Annotated in this window: 20 protein-coding genes; 17 read left to right on the plus strand and 3 right to left on the minus strand. The window is 72.1% G+C overall.

All coding sequences use genetic code 11. The features are described from left to right. Positions 1-140 precede the first annotated feature (140 nt). Together HDG69_RS03455 and HDG69_RS03460 are read right to left on the minus strand one after the other, a co-directional pair. Entirely contained in the window at positions 141-1514 is a 1374-nt protein-coding gene (locus HDG69_RS03455; RefSeq protein ID WP_171782363.1) for an isochorismate synthase, read from the minus strand. 77 nt (positions 1515-1591) lie between these two features. After that, positions 1592-2179 (minus strand): hypothetical protein, encoded by a 588-nt coding sequence (locus tag HDG69_RS03460; protein WP_171782364.1) that lies wholly within the window; start codon positions 2177-2179, stop codon positions 1592-1594. A gap of 299 nt (positions 2180-2478) precedes the next feature. On the opposite strand from HDG69_RS03460, the gene HDG69_RS03465 reads away from it, so the two are divergent. The 5 genes from HDG69_RS03465 to HDG69_RS03485 all read left to right on the plus strand — a co-directional run bounded on the left by HDG69_RS03465 (position 2479) and on the right by HDG69_RS03485 (position 7296). Continuing rightward, positions 2479-3468: a carbohydrate ABC transporter permease gene (locus tag HDG69_RS03465; protein ID WP_216645140.1), complete on the plus strand. Its 990-nt coding sequence runs from the start codon at positions 2479-2481 to the stop codon at positions 3466-3468. Beyond that, positions 3465-4349 (plus strand): carbohydrate ABC transporter permease, encoded by an 885-nt coding sequence (locus HDG69_RS03470; protein ID WP_171782365.1) that lies wholly within the window; start codon positions 3465-3467, stop codon positions 4347-4349. Before HDG69_RS03465 ends, HDG69_RS03470 begins: the two co-directional genes overlap by 4 nt. Before the next feature lie 90 nt (positions 4350-4439). Beyond that, on the plus strand, positions 4440-5813 hold the full coding sequence (locus tag HDG69_RS03475; RefSeq protein ID WP_171782366.1) for an extracellular solute-binding protein: 1374 nt from the start codon (positions 4440-4442) through the stop codon (positions 5811-5813). A 2-nt stretch (positions 5814-5815) separates the two neighbouring features. Continuing rightward, on the plus strand, positions 5816-6562 hold the full coding sequence (locus HDG69_RS03480) for a glycerophosphodiester phosphodiesterase (protein ID WP_171783152.1): 747 nt from the start codon (positions 5816-5818) through the stop codon (positions 6560-6562). A 38-nt stretch (positions 6563-6600) separates the two neighbouring features. After that, positions 6601-7296 (plus strand): demethylmenaquinone methyltransferase, encoded by a 696-nt coding sequence (locus tag HDG69_RS03485; protein WP_171782367.1) that lies wholly within the window; start codon positions 6601-6603, stop codon positions 7294-7296. 19 nt (positions 7297-7315) lie between these two features. Here HDG69_RS03485 and HDG69_RS03490 read toward each other — a convergent pair whose 3' ends face one another. Further along, positions 7316-7474: a hypothetical protein gene (locus tag HDG69_RS03490; protein ID WP_171782368.1), complete on the minus strand. Its 159-nt coding sequence runs from the start codon at positions 7472-7474 to the stop codon at positions 7316-7318. 232 nt (positions 7475-7706) lie between these two features. On the opposite strand from HDG69_RS03490, the gene HDG69_RS03495 reads away from it, so the two are divergent. The 12 genes from HDG69_RS03495 (at position 7707) to nuoK (ending at position 20302) form a co-directional block, all read left to right on the plus strand. Then, positions 7707-9020 (plus strand): geranylgeranyl reductase family protein, encoded by a 1314-nt coding sequence (locus HDG69_RS03495; RefSeq protein WP_171782369.1) that lies wholly within the window; start codon positions 7707-7709, stop codon positions 9018-9020. Between the two features lie 146 nt (positions 9021-9166). Continuing rightward, positions 9167-9526: an NADH-quinone oxidoreductase subunit A gene (locus HDG69_RS03500; protein WP_171782370.1), complete on the plus strand. Its 360-nt coding sequence runs from the start codon at positions 9167-9169 to the stop codon at positions 9524-9526. A gap of 58 nt (positions 9527-9584) precedes the next feature. Then, a complete protein-coding gene (locus HDG69_RS03505) occupies positions 9585-10136 on the plus strand; it encodes a NuoB/complex I 20 kDa subunit family protein (protein ID WP_171782371.1) in 552 nt (183 codons plus the stop codon). Then, positions 10133-10891 (plus strand): NADH-quinone oxidoreductase subunit C, encoded by a 759-nt coding sequence (locus HDG69_RS03510; RefSeq protein WP_171782372.1) that lies wholly within the window; start codon positions 10133-10135, stop codon positions 10889-10891. The genes HDG69_RS03505 and HDG69_RS03510 overlap by 4 nt, the downstream gene beginning before the upstream one ends. Then, entirely contained in the window at positions 10888-12249 is a 1362-nt protein-coding gene (locus HDG69_RS03515) for an NADH-quinone oxidoreductase subunit D (RefSeq protein ID WP_171782373.1), read from the plus strand. Before HDG69_RS03510 ends, HDG69_RS03515 begins: the two co-directional genes overlap by 4 nt. Continuing rightward, complete coding sequence (gene nuoE, locus HDG69_RS03520; protein ID WP_171782374.1) at positions 12246-13094, plus strand: NADH-quinone oxidoreductase subunit NuoE; 849 nt, start codon at positions 12246-12248, stop codon at positions 13092-13094. Before HDG69_RS03515 ends, nuoE begins: the two co-directional genes overlap by 4 nt. Beyond that, on the plus strand, positions 13087-14424 hold the full coding sequence (nuoF, locus tag HDG69_RS03525) for an NADH-quinone oxidoreductase subunit NuoF (RefSeq protein ID WP_171782375.1): 1338 nt from the start codon (positions 13087-13089) through the stop codon (positions 14422-14424). Before nuoE ends, nuoF begins: the two co-directional genes overlap by 8 nt. Next, positions 14424-17081 (plus strand): NADH-quinone oxidoreductase subunit G, encoded by a 2658-nt coding sequence (locus HDG69_RS03530; RefSeq protein ID WP_171782376.1) that lies wholly within the window; start codon positions 14424-14426, stop codon positions 17079-17081. The genes nuoF and HDG69_RS03530 overlap by 1 nt, the downstream gene beginning before the upstream one ends. Continuing rightward, complete coding sequence (nuoH, locus tag HDG69_RS03535; protein ID WP_171782377.1) at positions 17078-18406, plus strand: NADH-quinone oxidoreductase subunit NuoH; 1329 nt, start codon at positions 17078-17080, stop codon at positions 18404-18406. The genes HDG69_RS03530 and nuoH overlap by 4 nt, the downstream gene beginning before the upstream one ends. Further along, positions 18403-19194, plus strand: coding sequence for an NADH-quinone oxidoreductase subunit NuoI (nuoI, locus tag HDG69_RS03540; RefSeq protein WP_171782378.1), 792 nt, complete (start codon positions 18403-18405; stop codon positions 19192-19194). Before nuoH ends, nuoI begins: the two co-directional genes overlap by 4 nt. 41 nt (positions 19195-19235) lie before the next feature. After that, positions 19236-20003: an NADH-quinone oxidoreductase subunit J gene (locus tag HDG69_RS03545; protein ID WP_246256165.1), complete on the plus strand. Its 768-nt coding sequence runs from the start codon at positions 19236-19238 to the stop codon at positions 20001-20003. Continuing rightward, positions 20003-20302 (plus strand): NADH-quinone oxidoreductase subunit NuoK, encoded by a 300-nt coding sequence (gene nuoK, locus HDG69_RS03550; RefSeq protein WP_171782380.1) that lies wholly within the window; start codon positions 20003-20005, stop codon positions 20300-20302. The genes HDG69_RS03545 and nuoK overlap by 1 nt, the downstream gene beginning before the upstream one ends. The last annotated feature ends 12 nt before the right edge of the window (positions 20303-20314 follow it).

Raw genomic sequence — 20314 nt, forward strand, 5'->3', positions numbered from 1 at the left:
TGTCGCCACCGCGGGTGCCGACCGTGCCGCCTCACCTCGGTTCGGTCGGCAAGCCGCGGCCGGTTCGGCACGACTGCGTGCCGAACCGGCCGCGTCGTGCCGACCGGATGCCTGGCTGCGCCGAGGCGCGCTGCGTCAGGTCAGGAGAGCCCGCCGAGGGCCCAGCTCATCGGGACCAGCTTCGCCTCCGACTCGGCCAGCTCGGCCTGCGGGTCGGACGCCGCGACGATGCCGCAGCCGGCGAAGAGCCGGACGTGCCGGGGGTCCTCGCCGAGCTCGGCGGACCGCAGCGCGATGCCCCACTCGCCGTCGCCGTCGGCCCCCACCCAGCCGACCGGGCCGGCGTACCGGGAGCGGTCGATGCCCTCGATCTCACGGATGAGGTCGCGGGCCGCCGTCGTCGGGGTGCCGCACACCGCGGCCGAGGGGTGCAGGGCGGCGGCCAGTGTCAGCGAGCTGGCGTGCGTCGCGGGGTCGAGCACGGCCGTGACGTCGGACGCGAGGTGCATGACGTTGGGCAGGTGCAGCACGAAGGGTGCGTCCGGCACGTTCATCGAGGAGCAGAACGGTTCGAGCGCCCGTGCGACGGACCGGACCGCGTACTCGTGCTCCTCGAGATCCTTCGAGGAGCGGGCGAGCTGGGCGGCGTGCAGCAGCGCGTCGTCGTCGCTCATCCCGGGCTCGCGGCGGATGGTGCCGGCCAGCACCCGGGAGGTGACGAGGCCCTTCTCGCTGCGCACGAGCAGCTCGGGGGTGGCTCCCACCATCCCGGCGACGGAGAACGTCCAGCAGGAGGCGTACCCCGCGGCGAGGCGGGCCAGCACCCAGCGCGGGTCGACGGGCCGTTCGGTGGTGGCGAGCACCTCGCGGGCCAGGACGACCTTGTCGAGCTCGCCCGCCTGGATGCGCTCCACGCCCTCGGCGACGACGGCGGGCCAGTCACGGGCGGCGACCGCACCGTCGGCGAACCTCACCCGGCCGGGGCTCGTCACCGTTTCGCGCACGGTGCGGGCGAGTGCCTCGGACCCCGGGGCGTCGAGCTGGTCGGCGGGGGAGACGGTCGTCATCCACGACACGTCCCCGCGCCGGCCGACGACCACGCGGGGCACGATGAGCGAGCCCTCCGGCCGGGCGCCGTCGAAGTGGTCGCCGGCGCCGTCGTCGAACGCGAAGGTACCGAAGGCGACCGGGCCCGTGCCCGGCAGCCGGACCTCGTCGCGCACGACGGCGCGGTCCAGGGTCGCGCGCCAGGCGGCCTCGGCGTCCGCGAACCGCCCGGGGCCGAAGCTGTCCAGGCGGAGCGCCTCCCCCCAGCCGACGAGACCGTCCCCGCGACGCACCCAGGTGAGCGGGCGGGTGTCGGGGAGCAGGTCGACCAGTGCGGTGAGGTCGGCGGGCAGCGGGTCGATGCGGGTGGTGCGCACGACGAGCGGCTGCGGCTCGGGGGCCGGTGCGCGGCTGCCGGTGGACGCGCCCGACGGCGGGACCGGCGCCGGGTGGGGCGTGGCGGACATCGGCCCCAGGATACGCCGCGGGTGGCGTCCTGCTCTCGTGCCGGCGGCCGGCCAGGGGGTGCGCACGGCACCACCGCTCAGACCGTCCGGTAGACCCGACGCCCCTCGCCCGGGGTGAAGCCCGCCCGGACGTAGGCGTCGAGCAGGGCGTCGTCACCCGCGGCGGCCACGACGACGTCGCCCGCGGGCAGGTCCTCGACCAGCCGTCGGGCCAGCAGCACCGCCGAGAGCCTCGTGCCCGGGCGCTGGGCGAGCGCGGCGAGCTGCCAACGCCGTCCGCGCGGTGTCTCGTCGCCCACCGGTGACACGCCGACGGCGCTGCCCGAGACCGAGATGACCGCCCCTCCGACGAGCACCCACACCACGGGCGCGTAGGCGCTCAGCACCACGGCCAGCACCCCGCCGTCCGGGAAGACCAGGGATCCGAGGAACCCGAACAGGGCCGCGAACGGCACCAGCACGAGCACGGCGAGAGCGATCTCCAGCGCGGGCCGCCACCTGGCCAGGACGACCATGCCGTCGCCGTCGGGCGAGGAGTACACCGACCGCGTCAGCGCGGAGGGCGCCAGCGCGGCGAGACAGCCGACCACGGCGACCACGGCCGCCGGGCGGGAGCCCGTGAAGGCCCGTGCCATGAGCCACGCGAGCCGGGGGACCTGCCTCATCCGTGTCGGTGACGGCCGTCGGCGGTATGGCTCGGTGTTCACACGACCGATCCTGGCAGACCGGGCGTGACCGCGGTCGCGGAGGTGCGGATGGCCGGCCGGTGACGCCGCCGTGGACGCTCGGTGGCGCCGTCGTGCCTGGTGACGGGGGTCCTGCCTGTCGATGAACCTTGCTCGAAGCATCCGACGGCAATGGTGCAAAAGCCGTATATCGCACCTCGACGACGGTCGTTCCGACCTAGGCTCCGAACAGCCGAACGGCCGAGCACACCACCCCTTCTGCGAAGCGGATCCCAGTCTTGACCACCGTCATCACGCCGGACGCCGACGCCGTCCCCGCAGCCTCCAGGCCTCCGGGCGACCGGCCACGCCCGCCCGCCCCCCGCCGTCCTGCGACGCGCCGATCGTCGGCGCGCCGCCGCCGTCGTGCTCTGTGGTGGGCGCTGCTGCTGGCCGGCCCGAACGTCCTGCTGCTGCTCGTCTTCACCTACCGGCCGCTGGTCGAGAGCTTCTACCTGTCGACCCTGCAGTGGAACCTCGGGGCGCCGTCGGCGCGGTTCGTCGGCCTGGGCAACTACGTCGAGTGGTTCGCCGCCCCGACCACCGGCCGGGTGGTCACGACCACCGTCGTCTTCACGGTCGCCACCGTCGGAGGTGCCCTGGTGCTCGGGCTCGGGCTCGCCCTGCTGCTGAACCGCCGTCTGGTGGGGCGCACCGTCGCCCGGACGGTGGCCTTCGCCCCGTACGTGCTGTCCGGCTTCGCCGTCGGCATCCTGTGGCTGTTCATCTTCGACCCGCGCTACGGGCTGCTCCAGGAGCTGTTGGGCCGGGTCGGTCTGTCGTCACCCGCCTGGTACACCGAGCGCCCCTGGCCGCTGGTCATGGTGATCGTCGTCTACCTGTGGAAGAACCTCGGGTACGTCGCCCTCATCTACCTCGCCGGGCTGCAGTCCGTCCCGCAGGACCTGCGGGACGCGGCGGCGCTCGACGGCGCCAGCCCTGCCCGGACGCTGCGGTCGGTCGTCCTGCCGCTGCTGACCCCGACGACGTTCTTCCTGCTGGTGACGATGCTGCTCGCCTCGCTGCAGTCCTTCGACATCATCAAGGCGATGACGCAGGGCGGGCCGCTCGGCTCGACCACGACGCTCATGTACTCGATCTACGAGGAGGGATTCGTCAACGGCCGGGCGGGATACGCCTCGGCCGTGGCCACGATCCTGTTCGTCTCGCTGCTCGTCGTCACCGCGGTCCAGCTGCGCTACGTCCAACGGAAGGTCCACTACGCATGACCGCGCTCACGAGCCAGTCGCCCGCCGCGCCTCCGGACGCAGCACCCGCGGTCCGTCGCCGCCGTGGCCGGCCGCAGGTCGGCAGCCACCTCACGATGCTCCTTGCGACCGTCGTGCTCGGTGCGCCCCTGGTCTGGATGGCGCTGGCGAGCCTCAAGACCTCCGAGGAGCTGTACCGGCGGCCGTTGCAGTGGCTGCCCGGTCAGGTCTCCTTCGACAACTACGCCCAGGCGGCCGCCACCGTCCCCCTGGGTCAGCTGCTGGCCAACAGCGTCGGGCTGACGGTCGCGGGGGCGGGGCTCAAGGTCCTGCTGGGCCTGTGCTGCGCCTACGCGCTGGTGTTCCTCGACTTCCCCGGCAAGAAGGTCGTGTTCGGGATCGTCATCGCCACCCTGATGATCCCGCCGCAGATCACGATCATCCCCAACTACACGCTCGTGGCCTCCCTCGGCTGGCTCAACACCTACCAGGGGATCCTCGTGCCAGGGCTCGCCAGCGCGTTCGGCACCTTCCTGTTCCGGCAGCACTTCCTCACGCTGCCGCGGTCGATCCTCGAGGCCGCCGAGCTCGACGGGGCAGGCCACTGGCGCAAGCTGTGGCGGTTCGTGGTGCCGATGTCCGCACCGACGCTGGCCGCCGTCGCGCTCGTCTCGGTGGTCGCCGAGTGGAACGACTACCTGTGGCCGTTCCTGGTGGTCGACGACCCCGCCAAGATGACGCTGCCGGTCGGGCTGACCCTGCTGCAGAACATCGACGGCATGACCAGCTGGGGCGTGCTGCTGGCCGCCACCGTCGTCGTGACCCTGCCGATCCTGCTGGTCTTCCTCGTCCTGCAACGACGGCTCGTCGCCGGGCTGACGGCCGGAGCCGTCACCGGCTGACCGGAGACGCCCCCCGATTCCTGCCCGCGGTCGCGGTGCAGGCGACCGAGCGCTCGTGGCTCGGCCGAACCTCTCACCGAAGGAGCACCCGTGCCACACCCCTCCGCCCGGACCCGTCCTGCCCGGCGTACCCCGTCGCGTGCCCTGACGGCCACCCTCGGCGCCACGACAGCCCTCACCCTCGCCGCGTGCGCCGGCCCGACCGTCGGGGCGACCTCCGGCGACGACGCGCCCGGCGAGGCCGTGGACTGGGCCCAGGTCCAGCCGGCGACCGAGATCACCTTCTGGAGCAACCACCCCGGTCAGTCCCAGGAGGTCGAGCAGGACATCATCGACGCGTTCGAGGCCGAGACGGGCATCGCCGTGCAGCTCGTGACCGCGGGCGCGAACTACGACGAGGTCGCGCAGCGTTTCCAGGCCGCCTCCCAGACCGACGAGATGCCCGACGCCGTCATCGCCTCCGACGTGTGGTGGTTCCGGTACCACCTCAACGACCAGATCATCCCGCTCGACGACGTCCTGGAGCACCTGGACGCCGGTGCGGACGACTTCCAGCCGGCGCTGTACTCCGACTACGAGTACGACGGGCAGCACTGGGCGGTGCCCTACGCCCGGTCGACGCCGTTGTTCTACTACAACCGGGACCTGTGGGAGGCGGCCGGCCTGCCCGACCGCGGCCCGGAGACGTGGGCCGAGCTGGAGGAGTGGAGCACGGACCTGCAGGCAGAGCTCCCCGACGACGGGTCCGCCCTCGGGCTGTCCACCGGACCCTCCTGGGGCGCCTGGTGGTTCGAGAACATGATCTGGGGGCACGGCGGCGCCTACTCCGACGGGTTCGACCTCACCCTGGACACCCCGGAGTCGATCGCCGGCGGTGAGTTCCTGGCCGACCTGTTCGGTGACTCGGGGGTGGCGACGCTCTCCTCGGACGACGCGATGGCGGACTTCTCCTCCGGTCTGATCGCCTCGACGATCGGGTCCACCGGATCGCTCACGGGAGCCCTGGAGGCCGCCGCGTTCGAGGTCGGCACGGCCTACCTGCCCGACGGGCCGGCCGGGGGCGGCACCCCGACCGGAGGGACGGGTGTCGCGGTCTCGGCGTCGTCCACGCCGGAGGAGCAGCTCGCCGCGGCGATGTTCGTCGACTTCCTGACGAACACCGAGAACACGTCGAACTACTCGCAGAGCACCGGGTACATGCCGGTGCGCACCTCGGCGGTGGAGAGCGAGGCCATGCAGGAGATCTACGAGTCCACGCCGCAGTTCCGCACCGCCGTCGACCAGCTCGCCGACAAGGCGCGTCCCCAGGACGACGCCCGCGTGTTCATCCCCGGGGCTGACGCGCTGCTCAACGAAGCGATCGAACGGATCGTCATCGAGGGCGCGGACCCCGCCGAGGCGTTCGGGTCGGTGGCCCCGCGCATCGAGACGGCGTACACCGAGAACGTGGAGCCCTACCTGTGACGATGACCGACGTGCTGCCCCTCGTGGTGGCGCACCGGGGCAACAGCTCCGTGGCCCCCCAGAACACGCTCGCCGCCTTCGAGGCGGCGCTGAGGGTCGGCGTGCACAGCATCGAGCTGGACCTGCACCTCTCGGCGGACGGCGAGGTGGTGGTGATCCACGACGAGACCGTGGACGCCACCACCTCGGGCAGCGGCGCGGTGCGCGAGCTCGACGTGGGCGGCGTGCGGGCGCTGGACGCCGGCGCCTGGTTCGCCCCGGCCTTCGCCGGTCAGCGGGTGCCGCTGTTCACCGAGGTGGTCGACCTGGTCGCGGCGCGCGGCGGGGCCGAGCTCCTCGTCGAGCTCAAGGGCGTCTGGAGCGCTGCCGAGGCGCGGCAGGTGACCGAGGTGCTCGCCGCCGCCGGGCTCACGGGCCGGGCGGTCGGGCAGAGCTTCTGGCCCGAGACGGTCGCCGCGCTCCGCGAGGCCGACCCGGCCCTGCGGCGCGGCCTGCTGGTCGCGGCCGTCGACGACGGCCTGCTGGGTCTGTGTGCCGAGCTCGGGGTGACCATGTGCAACCCGGCGGGTCCCGTGCTGCACGACGACCCGACCCTGGTGGAGCGGCTCCACGCCGCCGGGCTGGAGGTCGCGGTGTGGACGCTCAACGAGCCCGCGCACTGGGCGCTCGCGGTCGCACTGGGTGTCGACCAGATCATCACCGACCGTCCGGACCGCCTGGCCGGGTGGCTCGCGCACCGAGCGGCGTGACGAGCGAGGACATGGCCTCGTCGTGGCACGATGAGGCCATGTCCCGCGCCAGCCTGGAGAAGAACCCTGCCGAGGTCGCGTCGATGTTCGACGGGATCGCCCGGCGGTACGACCTGACCAACGACGTGATCTCGCTCGGGCAGGACCGCCGGTGGCGGCGTGCCACGGTCGCGGCGGTCGGCGCACGTCCCGGGGAGAAGGTGCTGGACCTGGCGGCCGGGACGGGCACCTCGAGCGAGCCGTTCGCGGACGCGGGCGCCGTCGTCGTCCCCTCCGACTTCTCGCTCGGCATGCTGCGCGTGGGCAAGGACCGCAGCGCCGACCTGCCGTTCGTCGCCGGGGACGCCACCCGGCTGCCGTTCGCCGACGGGGCGTTCGACGCCGTGACCATCAGCTTCGGGTTGCGCAACGTCGTCGACACGGTCGCGGCGCTGCGCGAGATGCTGCGGGTCGTCCGACCGGGCGGGCGCGTGGTGATCTGCGAGTTCTCGCACCCCACCTGGATGCCGCTGCGGGCCGCCTACTTCGACGTGTTCCTTCGGGGGCTCCCGTCCGTCGCGGCCGCGGTCACGCGGGAGAAGGGCTCCTACGAGTACCTCGCGGAGTCGATCCGTGCCTGGCCCGACCAGGAGGCGCTGGGCCGGCTCATGCTGGACGCCGGGTGGGCGCGGGCGGGCTTCCGCAACCTGTCGGGCGGCATCGTCGCCCTGCACCGGGCGACGCGCCCCGCCTGAGCGGCGGGGGCGCGGTGGGTCAGCCCTTGGCGAACTCGGAGACCTTCTCCTGGACCCGCGGGTCGTTCCAGGTCTCCGTCGCCCAGCCCTTGGCCTGGTCGAGGGTCTCGCGGCCCTTCTCGGTGCCGAGGAAGTAGCCCAGGGCGGCGCCGAGGACGAGAGCGGTCGTTGCCTTCATGATGTGTGCCTCCGAGGTGATGGGTGGCGGGGCCGGGGTGTCCGCGGTGCCGGTCCGCTGCCCCGACCGTATGACGTGACCAGCCTCGACGCCACCGTCAGCGGCAGGGAAGGTATGCCTTCCTACACATCCGCCGTGGAACGTGACTAGAGTGACGACCGAACGTTGTGACTGAGTTCACAAGACGTCCTCGGCAAGGGAGTCGAGGTCTCACTTCGGGAGGAGGCGGGCAGTGCGGGCATCGCATCGCGACGACGCCGACGTGATCGTCGTGGGCGCCGGGCCGGCCGGCGCGTCGACCGCGCACTGGTGCGCCTCCGCCGGTCTGGACGTGCTGCTCCTGGACAAGGCCGCCTTCCCGCGCGACAAGGTCTGCGGGGACGGTCTGACACCGCGCGCGGTGGCCGAGCTCGCCCGGATGGGCGTCGACACCCGCGCCGACGACGGCTGGATCCGCAACGAGGGCCTGCGCGTCGTCGCCGGCAGCCGGTCGTGGGAGCTCGCCTGGCCGGAGCTCACGACCTACCCGGGCTACGGCATGGCCCGCTCCCGCATGTCGCTGGACCACCGTCTCGTCCAGCACGCCCAGGCCTCCGGCGCCAAGCTCGTCGATCGCACGCGGGTCGCCGGGGCGCTGACCGACGACCGGACGGGCCGGGTCGTGGGCGTCACGGCCCAGCCGCTCGACGGTCGGGGGCGAGCCGACGGTCCTGCGGCCACCTACCGTGCCCCGGTCGTGGTCGCCGCCGACGGCGTGTCCTCACGGTTCGCCACCACGCTCGGCATCACCCGCCGCGACGACCGCCCCATGGGCACCGCCGTGCGCACCTACTTCCGCACGGAGGGCACCTCGCGCCACGAGGACGCCTTCATGGAGTCGCACCTCGAGCTCTGGGACGGCGCGCCGGGGGAGTCCAACCTCCTGCCCGGGTACGGCTGGATCTTCGCCCTCGGCGACGGCACCGCGAACGTCGGTCTGGGCTCGGTGAGCTCGACCCCGGCGCGACAGTCCGCCGTCGGGCACGACTACCGCGCCCTGATGGACGCGTGGATGCGCAACACCCCCACGGAGTGGGGCTTCACCGAGGAGAACCAGGTGGGTCCGGTGCGCGGTGCCGCGCTGCCGATGGGTTTCAACCGGTCGCCGATGTACTCCGACGGCACCCTGCTGGTCGGTGACTCCGCGGGGATGGTCAGCCCGTTCAACGGGGAGGGCATCGCCTACGCGCTGCAGGCCGGTCGCGTGGCTGCCGAGGCGATCGCGCAGGCCCGCACCAAGGTGTCCGACGACGCTCGCGAGCGCACGCTGGCGACCTACAGCGACCGGATGCGCGACGACCTGGGCGGCTACTACACGCTGGGCCGCTGGTTCGTGCGCCTCATCGAGCACCCCGCGGTGATGCGGGCGTGCGTGCGGTACGGGCTGCCACGACGGGTCGTCATGCAGTTCGTCCTCAAGCTGCTCTCCGACTGCTACGAACCTCGCGGCGGCGACTGGGTCGACCGGGTGATCGCGGGACTGACCAGGGTGGTGCCCCGTGCGTGAGATCGAGGAGTCCCCGCGGAGGGACGTCGAGGGACGAGGTGTGCCGGAGCGAGGCACCGCAGAGCTCTCGTGGAGGAGCCGGGCATGAACACCGACGTGGCACGAAGGAGTGACACCCACGTGATCGATCCAGGCGAGGAGATCCGATGAACCCGTACGTCCCGGTACTGGTCCTCATGGGGATCGCCGCGGTGCTGGCCCTCGGCGGGGTGGCGGCGAGCGCCGTCATCGGGCCCAAGCGCTACAACCGCGCCAAGCTCGACGCCTACGAGTGCGGCATCGAGCCGACGCCGCTCGCGATGGGTGGGGGGCGGCTGCCGATCAAGTACTACCTGGTGGCCATGACGTTCATCGTGTTCGACATCGAGGTCGTCTTCCTCTACCCGTGGGCGGTGGACTTCGTGGTCCTGGCCGGGTTCGGGCTGGCGGCCATGGTCATCTTCCTGGCCCTGATCACCGTGCCGTTCGTCTACGAGTGGCGGCGCGGCGGGTTCGACTGGGTCTGACAGGCAGTTCGGCAAGGGTGCCGCCGCGGCGGCACCGACGCTCCGCGAAGGAGGAGACATGGGGTTGGAGGAGTCGCCGTCGGGCTTCCTGCTCACGACGATCGAGGACCTCGCGGGCTACCTGCGCAAGGCGTCCGTGTGGCCGGTGACGTTCGGGCTGGCGTGCTGCGCCATCGAGATGATGGCCGCGGGCGCGTCGCGGTTCGACCTGTCCCGGTTCGGCATGGAGGTCTTCCGGGCCTCGCCGCGCCAGGCGGACCTCATGATCGTGGCCGGGCGGGTGAGCCAGAAGATGGCACCCGTCGTGCGGCAGGTCTACGACCAGATGAGCGAGCCCAAGTGGGTGCTGTCGATGGGTGTGTGCGCCTCCAGCGGCGGCATGTTCAACAACTACGCGATCGTGCAGGGCGTCGACCACATCGTCCCGGTCGACATCTATCTGCCGGGCTGCCCCCCGCGCCCCGAGATGCTGATCAACGCGATCCTGGCGCTGCACCAGCAGATCCAGGACACGCCGCTCGGGGTGAACCGCGTCGAGGCGGCCAAGGCGGCCGAGGCGGCTGCGCTCGAGGCGACGCCCACCTCGCAGATGATCGGCCTGCTGCGGTGACCGCCGCGGACGGGCGCGAGGTCGCCCGCGGCGGTCACGACGTGCCGGAGCCGACGGCGGAGCGGGTCGCGGAGCGGACGGGCATGTTCGGTCCACCCGGCACGGGCGACACCTCCGGCTACGGCGGGCTGGTCCGCACGGTCACGATGCCGCCCGCCGCGGCACGGCCCTACGGCAGCTGGTTCGACGAGGCCGTCGACGTGCTGGCGGAGGTCCTCGACGGCCAGGGCGTCCGGCTCGACGACGCGGTCGAGCGTGTGGTGGTCACCGACCCCCGCGCTCGGGGCGAGGGCGACGGACCGAGCGACGACGCCGAGCTCACCCTGTACGTGTCCCGCGAGCACCTCGTGGCCGTCTGCCAGGTGCTGCGCGACGACCAGGACCTGCGCTTCGAGCTCTCGCTGGGCGTCTCCGGCGTGCACTACCCGCAGGACACCGGGCGCGAGCTGCACGCCGTCTACCACCTGACCTCCGTGACGCACGCCCGCCGGCTGCGGCTCGAGGTCACGTGCCCGGACGGCGACCCGCACGTGCCCACCACCACGGGCGTGTACCCGACCAACGACTGGCACGAGCGCGAGACCTGGGACTTCTTCGGGATCGTCTTCGACGGGCACCCCGGCCTGGCCCGCATCGAGATGCCGGACGACTGGCCCGGGCACCCGCAGCGCAAGGACTACCCGCTCGGAGGCATCCCCGTGGAGTACAAGGGCGCCACGGTCCCGCCCCCGGACACGAGGAGGCAGTACTCATGAGCGCGCCTGCCGACCACGCACACCGTGCGCCGCACTCGACCCGTCCGCCCGCCGAGGACTACGGCCCCGGCGTCCCGGGGTTCGAGGCCTCCGGCGGGGACTGGGACGAGATCGCCCGCGAGGCGATCGGCGAGGAGCGGATCATCGTCAACATGGGTCCGCAGCACCCGTCCACGCACGGCGTGCTGCGGCTGATGCTGGAGATCGACGGCGAGACGGTGACCGAGGCTCGCTGCGGGATCGGCTACCTGCACACCGGCATCGAGAAGAACATGGAGTTCCGCACCTGGACGCAGGGCACCACGTTCTGCACCCGGATGGACTACCTCGCGCCGCTGTTCCAGGAGACGGCCTACTGCCTGGGCACCGAGCGCCTGCTCGGCATCACCGACGACGTCCCGGAGCGCGCGAGCGTGATCCGGGTGCTGATGATGGAGCTCAACCGGGTCGCGTCCCACCTCGTCTGCCTGGGCACGGGCGGCAACGAGATGGGCGCCACCACGGTCATGACGATCGGCTTCACGGCGCGCGAGGAGATCCTGCGACTGTTCGAGGCGATCACCGGCCTGCGCATGAACCACGCGTACGTGCGCCCGGGCGGTGTCGCGACGGACACCCCGGAGGGTTTCACCGACCAGGTCCGCGCGGCGCTGCCGAACATCCGCGGCTACCTGGGCCAGCTCGGCGACCTGATGCTCGCCAACCCCATCTTCAAGTCGCGGCTCACGGACGTCGGGGTGCTGAACCTGGCGGGCTGCTTCGCCCTCGGCATCACCGGTCCGGTGCTCCGCTCGGCCGGCCACCCGTACGACGTGCGCAAGGCGTTCCCCTACAGCGGGTACGAGACCTACGACTTCGACGTGCCCACGGACACGGCCGCCGACTCCTACTCGCGGGTCGTGCTGCGTCTGGAGGAGTGCTACCAGTCGCTCAAGATCGTCGAGCAGTGCCTGGCACGCCTCGACGACACGGTCGGTGACCGGGTCATGGTCGCGGACAAGAAGATCGCCTGGCCTGCGCAGCTCGCCGTCGGCTCCGACGGGCAGGGCAACTCGCTGGACCACATCCGCCACATCATGGGCACCTCGATGGAGGCGCTCATCCATCACTTCAAGCTGGTGACCGAGGGGTTCGGGGTCCCGGCAGGGCAGACGTGGCAGACCGTCGAGCACCCGCGCGGCGAGCTCGGCGTGCACCTCGTGTCCGACGGCGGCACGAGACCGTACCGGGCGCACTTCCGCGACCCGTCGTTCAACAACCTCCAGGCGGTGTCGGTCCTGTGCGAGGGCGGCCAGGTGGCCGACGTCGTCGTCGCCGTCGCCTCCCTGGACCCGGTGCTGGGAGGGGTGGACCGATGACGGCCGAACCGGTGGGTGCGCGGTCGCGCACCGGCTACGACGCCGAGACGCTGGCCGCGCTGACGGCCGACGCCGAGCAGATCGTGGCCCGCTACCCGGACCCGCGCTCGGGTCTGCTGCCGATGCTGCACCTGGTGCAGTCCGTGGACGGCTTCGTGAGCCGCGACGGCATCCTGTTCTGCGCGGAGCAGCTGGAGATGACCGCCGCCGAGGTCTCGGCGGTGGCGACGTTCTACACCCAGTACAAGCGCCACCCCAACGGCACCTACACGGTGGGCGTGTGCACCAACACGCTGTGCGCCGTCATGGGTGGCGACCTGATCTTCGACCGGCTCTCGGAGCACCTCGACGTCGGGCACGACGAGACCACCGAGGACGGGGCGATCACGCTCGAGCGGGTCGAGTGCAACGCCGCGTGCGACTACGCGCCCGTGATGATGGTCAACTGGGAGTTCTTCGACAACCAGACCCCGGACTCGGCCGTCGAGGTCACCGACCGGCTCCGTGCGGGCGAGGACGTCGCCCCGACGCGCGGAGCGTCGAGCGTGTGCACGTTCAAGCAGACCAGCCGGGTGCTGGCCGGGTTCACCGACGGACGTGCCGACGAGGGCGTCGGCGCCGGTGGCCCGACCCTGGAAGGGCTGCGCATCGCCCGCGAGCAGGGGTGGACGGCGCCGGAGCCCGAGAGCCCCGAGGCCACCGGGGAGCCTGCGGCCGAGGTGCCGCCGGAGACCGGCACCGCGCAGTCCAGCGCCGAGCGCAAGCCCGCGACCACGCAGGACGAGAAGCCGGGCACGCCGGACGCCTCGGAGCCGGGCAAGGGAGCGGAGGGTTCCGATGACTGACATGCTCACGCCGGTCCTGACCGACACCTGGGACGCCGAGAGCTCCTGGCGCCTGGACACGTATCTCGCGCACGGTGGCTACGAGGGCCTGCGGGCCGCGCTCGCCCAGGACCCGTCCGACATCGTGCAGCTCGTCAAGGACTCCGGCCTGCGCGGCCGTGGTGGTGCCGGGTTCCCCACGGGCATGAAGTGGGGCTTTCTGCCGCCGCCCGACGGCGGGCCACGCTACCTGGTGGTCAACGCCGACGAGTCCGAGCCGGGCACGTGCAAGGACATCCCGCTGATGCTCGCCAGCCCTCAGCACCTCATCGAGGGGGTGGTGATCTCCAGCTATGCCATCGGGTGCCACCACGCGTTCATCTATGTGCGCGGCGAGGTGCTGCACGTCTACCGGCGCCTGCTGGCCGCCGTGCAGGAGGCCTACGACGCCGGCTACCTGGGCACGGACATCCAGGGTTCCGGGTTCGATCTCGAGGTCACGGTGCACGCCGGGGCCGGCGCGTACATCTGCGGCGAGGAGACGGCGCTGCTGGACTCCCTCGAGGGCAAGCGCGGCCAGCCCCGCCTCAAGCCTCCCTTCCCGGCGGTCGCCGGTCTCTACGCCCGCCCCACCGTGGTCAACAACGTGGAGTCGGTCGCCTCGGTGCCCGGCATCGTCGCCAAGGGCGCCGACTGGTTCGCGTCCATGGGCACGGAGAAGTCGCAGGGCCACGGTCTGTTCTCCCTGTCGGGCCACGTCACGCGCCCCGGGCAGTACGAGGCACCGCTCGGTATCACCCTGCGCGAGCTCCTCGACCTGGCCGGGGGGATCCGTGCCGGGCACGAGCTGAAGTTCTGGACCCCGGGGGGGTCCTCGACGCCGATCTTCACCGCCGAGCACCTCGACATCCCCCTGGACTACGAGTCGGTGGGCGCAGCAGGTTCCATGCTCGGTACCCGTGCGCTGCAGATCTTCGACGAGACGACCTGCGTGGTCCGGGCCGTCAGCCGGTGGACCGACTTCTACGCCCACGAGTCCTGCGGCAAGTGCACCCCCTGCCGCGAGGGCACCTACTGGCTCAAGCAGATCCTGCACCGGATCCTCGACGGCGAGGGTCAGCCGGGGGACATCGAGCTGTTGCTCGACCTGTGCGACAACATCCTCGGCCGGTCGTTCTGCGCACTCGGGGACGGTGCCACCTCGCCGATCACCTCCTCGATCCAGTACTTCCGGCACGAGTACGAGGCGTACATCTCCGGGACGGCGACGCCACCGGACCCGCGCCTCGCCACGCTGTTCGACGACGAGCCCCAGGCGCCGGCGGCGCACGCGGGCGCGGGAGGCCGCTGATGACTGCCACGACGGACCGGCACACCGGTCAGCCCGTCGAGACGGTGACGTGCACGATCGACGAGGTCGAGGTCACCGTGCCGAAGGGCACCCTGATCATCCGTGCCGCCGAACAGGTGGGGATCGAGATCCCCCGGTTCTGCGACCACCCGCTGCTCGAGCCCGCCGGCGCCTGCCGCCAGTGCCTCGTCGAGGTCTCGATGCCGGACCGTGAGGGCAACCTGCGGGCGATGCCGAAGCCCCAGGCCTCCTGCACGATGACGGTGACGCCGGGCATGGTCGTCAAGACCCAGCGCACCTCCGCGGTCGCGGAGAAGGCGCAGGAGGGGGTCATGGAGCTGCTGCTCATGAACCACCCCCTGGACTGTCCCGTCTGCGACAAGGGCGGCGAGTGCCCCCTGCAGAACCAAGCCATGAAGAACGGGCGGGCCACGTCCCGCTTCTCCGACGTCAAGCGCACCTTCCCCAAGCCGATCCAGGTCTCCTCCCAGGTGCTCCTCGACCGCGAACGGTGCGTGCTGTGCCAACGGTGCACCCGGTTCAGCGAGGAGATCGCCGGCGACGAGTTCATCGCCCTGCAGGAGCGCGGTGCCCAGCAGCAGGTCGGCCGCTTCGACGAGCAGGTGCTCGACTTCGCCCCGCCGTGCGGTGGTCACCACGGTGCTGACGAGGGTGCCAGCGGTCCGGTGTCCGACGGTCCCGCTGACCCTGCACTCGCCAGCTCGCTCCGGGCCAGCGGTCCGGTGGACATCCCGCTCGGGATCGCCCAGCCCGACGCCTCGGGCCAGCCCTTCGCCTCCTACTTCTCCGGCAACACGGTCCAGATCTGCCCGGTGGGCGCCCTGACGGGGGCGAGCTACCGGTTCCGGTCCCGGCCGTTCGACCTGGTGTCCGCCCAGGGGATCGCGGAGCACGACGCCTGCGGCTCCGCGATCCGCGTCGACCACCGACGCGGCAAGGTGATGCGGCGGCTCGCGGGCGACGACCCGGCGGTGAACGAGGAGTGGATCACCGACAAGGACCGTTTCGCGTTCACGTGGCAGTCGGCCCCGGACCGGATCACGACGCCGCTCGTGCGCACCGACGGCGAGCTGCGGCCCGCGTCGTGGGTCGAGGCGCTCGAGGTCGCGGCGCAGGGCCTGGCTGCTGCGCGGGACGACGGCGGCGTCGGCGTCCTGCCCGGGGGGCGGCTCACCGTCGAGGACGCGTTCGCCTGGTCGCGGTTCGCCCGGACGGTGCTCGGGACGGACGACGTCGACCAGCGTGCCCGGGTGCACTCGGTCGAGGAGGCCGCGTTCCTGGCGCACGGGGTCGCGGGCACCGGGGTCGGTGTCACCTTCGGCGACCTCGAGGCCGCTCCGGCCGTGCTGCTCGCCGGCCTGGAGGCCGAGGAGGAGGCCGGGGTCACGTTCCTGCGGCTGCGCAAGGCTGCTCGGGCCGGCACCCGGGTCTTCTCCGTGGCGCCGTTCCGCAGCCGAGGGCTGGCCCGGCTGGACGGGACGCTGCTGCCGAGCGCGCCGGGGACCGAGGCGGACTGGCTGAGCACGCTCGCGACGCAGGCTGCGGGAGACCTGGTGCCCGCCGGAGCCGACCGCGAGACGCTCGAGGACGTCGCAGGGGCCCTGAGCCAGGAGGGCGCGGTCGTGCTCGTCGGCGAGCGTCTCGCCGGCGCACCGGGCGCCTACACCGCGGCGCTGCGGCTGGCCGAGGCGACCGGTGCCCGGATCGCCTGGATCCCTCGTCGCGCGGGTGAGCGGGGTGGGGTCGAGGCGGGCCTGCTGCCCGGTCTGCTGCCGGGCGGCCGCCCGTTGCACGACGCCGACGCCCGCGAGCAGGTCGCGGCGGCGTGGGGCGTCGATCCCGAGGCCTTGCCGCAGAGCACCGGGCTGGACCTGGACGGCATCCTCGACGCGCTCAGCGTGGGCCAGCTCTCCGGAGCCCTGGTCGGCGGCGTCGAGCTGGCGGACCTGCCCGACCCGGAGCACGCGCGCCGGGCGCTGGGTGCGGCGCGGTTCGTCGTCGCCCTCGAGGTGCGACGCACCGAGGCCACCGAGCTGGCCGACGTGGTGCTGCCGGTCGCGCCGCCCGTCGAGCGGGCCGGTTCGTACTGGAACTGGGAGGGGCGTGTGCGACCGTTCGCCCAGGCGCTCGACTCCTCCGCCCTGCCGGACCACCGGGTCCTCGACGCCCTGGCCGCCCAGCTCGACGTGGACCTCGGCGCGGCGGAGCCGCTCGCGGCGCACTGGGCGATCGCGGCGTTCGGGGCCTGGACGGGACCTCGGGCGGACGCACCGGTCACCGGTGCCTCCGAACCGCCCGCCGTCGGCACCGGTACGGCGGTGCTGGCGAGCTGGCACCTCATGCTCGACGACGGCGCGCTGCAGGATGGTGAGGAGCACCTGGCCGGGACGGCGAAACGTCCCGTGGCCCGGGTCAGCGCCGTGACCGCCGCCGGCTTCGACGTCTTCGACGGCGACCTGGTGACGGTGTCGACCGACCGTGGTGCGATCACGGTGCCGGTCGCCATCACCGAGATGGTGGACCACGTGGTCTGGTTGCCGACGGCGTCGCGAGGGTGCCGGATCCACGACGACCTGGGCGCCCGGCCCGGGGAACCCGTGCGGATCGCCCCCGCCGAGAAGGGAGTCGACGCATGATCCCCGGAGTCGCCGCGGACTTCAGCGCGGACACCATCGTCACGAGCATCGTCAAGGCCGTGCTCGTCGTGGTGTTCCTGCTGACCAGCGTGCTCTTCGCGATCTGGTTCGAGCGCAAGGTCGTGGCCCGCATGCAGGTGCGGCCCGGCCCGAACTGGCACGGCCCGAAGGGCCTGCTGCAGTCGCTGGCGGACGCGATGAAGCTCCTGCTCAAGGAGGACCTGACGGTCACGCGCGCCGACCGGGTGACCTACCTGCTGGCGCCGATGATCTCCGTGTTCTGCGCCCTGCTGGTGTTCGCGGTCATCCCGTTCGGACCCAGCGTGACGATCCCGTTCACGGACTACTCGACCCCGGCTCAGCTCACGGACTTCCCCGTGGCGACGCTGTACGTCCTGGCGTGCGCCTCCATCGGCGTCTACGGCATCGTGCTCGGCGGCTGGTCCTCCGGCTCGACCTACCCGCTGCTCGGCGCGGTGCGGTCCACCGCGCAGGTCATCAGCTACGAGCTGGCGATGGGCCTGTCCCTGGTGAGCGTGTTCATCATGGCGGGCTCGATGTCGACCTCGTCGATCGTCGAGTCGCAGACGAACCTGTGGTGGTTCCTGCCGCTGGCGCCGGCGTTCGTGGTGTACGTCATCTCGATGGTGGGCGAGACGAACCGGCTGCCCTTCGACCTGCCCGAGGCGGAGGGCGAGCTGGTCTCCGGCTACATGACCGAGTACTCGTCGATGAAGTTCGCCTGGTTCTTCCTCGCGGAGTACATCGCGATGATCAACGTCTCGGCGGTCGCCGTCACGCTCTTCCTCGGCGGCTGGCGCGCCCCGTGGCCGCTGTCCGTGATCGGCGACGGCGTGCTCAACACCGGCTGGTGGCCGGTGCTGTGGTTCCTCGCCAAGGTGTGGCTGCTGATGTTCTTCTTCGTCTGGGTGCGCGGCACGCTCCTGCGGCTGCGCTACGACCAGTTCATGGTGTTCGGCTGGAAGGTCCTCATCCCGTTCGCCCTCGGCTGGCTGGTCGCGTTGGCGACCTTCCAGTGGCTGGGCCTGGCGGGCGTCACCCGCACCCAGATGTTCGTGGCGATCGCCGCGGTGGCCCTGCTGGCCGCGGTGATCGTGTGGCTCCTGCCCGAGCGCAAGTCGCCGGACAGATCACCCGACGACGGCGGGGACGGGCGGTTCGACGCCTTCGCGGGCGGGTACCCCGTCCCGCCCCTGCCCGGGCAGAGCCTGCCGCCCTCGCCGCGGGCCCGCCGGACGGTGCCCCCGGCGCCACCGGAGTCGTCAGGATCACCGGCCGACGTCGACGCGGAGGAGACGCGATGACCGACAAGCCGTACGAGCCGCTGCGCCCGACCAAGGGACCGGTGGGCGAGTTCTTCGCCCCGGTCGCCGGGTTCGGCGTCACGTTCTCGTCGATGTTCAAGCCGACCGTCACCGAGGAGTACCCCCGCAAGAAGACGCCGCCACAGAGCCGGTACCACGGCCGCCACCAGCTCAACCGGTACGCCGACGGGCTGGAGAAGTGCATCGGCTGCGAGCTGTGCGCCTGGGCGTGCCCGGCCGACGCGATCTACGTCGAGGGCGCGGACAACGCGGACCTGCCGGAGAACGACGGCGGCGGGGTGCCGGTGCACATCTCGCCGGGGGAGCGGTACGGCCGCGTCTACCAGATCAACTACCTGCGCTGCATCTTCTGCGCGCTGTGCATCGAGGCGTGCCCGACCCGCGCGCTGACCATGAGCAACGACTACGAGATCGCCGGGCCCAGCCGGGAGGGGATGATCTACGAGAAGCAGGACATCCTGGCCCCGCTGGCCGAGGGCATGCTGGCCGGCCCGCACCCGATGGTCGAGGGCACCACGGACACCGAGTACTACCGCGGCGAGGTCACGGCCCCCACGGCCGAGCAGGTCGACTGGGTGCGTGAGCACCGTCCGGACGACCCGACGCTCGAGGCGGCGGACGCCGTCGTCGCCGGGGACGCACCTCCACCGGTGCCCGACCAGCACCGGTTGCGACCCGACCAGGACCGCGCGGCGGCCACCCGTGCCGCGGCGTACGAGTCCAACCTCGACGGCCGCACCGCGCTCGGGACGGAGGCTCACCCGTGAGCGGCGGCGAGGAGGTCCTCTTCTGGGTCCTGGCCCCGCTCATGGTGATCGCCGCCGCCGGTCTGCTGGTGGTCCGCCGGGCGGTGCACGCCGCGGTGTGCGTCGTCTTCGTGATGATCGGCCTCGCGGTGCTCTACGTGGCCCAGGAGGCCCCGTTCCTGGGGATCGTCCAGGTGGTCGTCTACACGGGCGCCGTGATGATGCTGTTCCTGTTCGTGCTGATGCTGGTGGGCGTCGACGCCGCGGACTCCCTCACCGAGACCATCCGCGGGCAGCGCTGGATCGGGGTCCTGCTGGGTCTGGGGCTCGCGGCGGTGCTGCTCGGTGTCGTCGCGCAGGCGACGTTCCCGCCGTCGGTCGGCCTCGAGCAGGCCAACGCGGTCACCAACCCGGTCGCCCTGGCCCGGGTGCTCCTGGGGGAGTACGTGGTCGCGATGGAGGTGGTGGGCATCCTGCTCGTCACCGCGGCTCTCGCCGGGCTGGTCCTGACGCACCGGCGTCGGCTCGGCAAGAAGCCCACTCAGCGGGCGCTGGCCGAGGCGAAGGTCGCGCTGCTGCCCACGGGGCGCCATCTCACCCCGTTGCCCGCCCCGGGTGTGTACGCGCAGAACAACGCGATGGACACCCCGGCGCTCGGGCCCGACGGGCGCCCGCTCGACCACTCGGTGCCGCGGGTGCTGCGCATCCGTGGGCAGCAGCGGTCCGCGACGGAGCTGCTCACGGCCGAGGAGACCCTTGTCGAACGGCGACAGGGCTCCGACGACGTGGCCCCGGCGCGCTCCGACCGTCCTGAGGAGGAGACCCGCTGATGGATCTCGTGAACTACCTCTACCTCGCCTCGATCCTGTTCGCGCTGGGTGCCACCACGGTGCTCCTGCGGCGCAACGCGATCGTCGTGTTCATGGGGATCGAGCTGATGCTGAACGCGACGAACCTGGCGCTGGTGACCTTCGCCCGCATGCACGGCGACATCACCGGTCAGGTGCTGGCGTTCTTCGTCATGGTGGTGGCCGCCGCGGAGGTCGTGGTCGGGCTGGCCATCATCGTGACGATCTTCCGCGCCCGCCGGTCGGCCTCGGTCGACGACGTCAACCTGCTCAAGAGCTAGAGGGGCCGACGA

This window comes from Isoptericola halotolerans (genome assembly GCF_013149785.1).
Classification (GTDB): Bacteria; Actinomycetota; Actinomycetes; order Actinomycetales; family Cellulomonadaceae; genus Isoptericola; species Isoptericola halotolerans.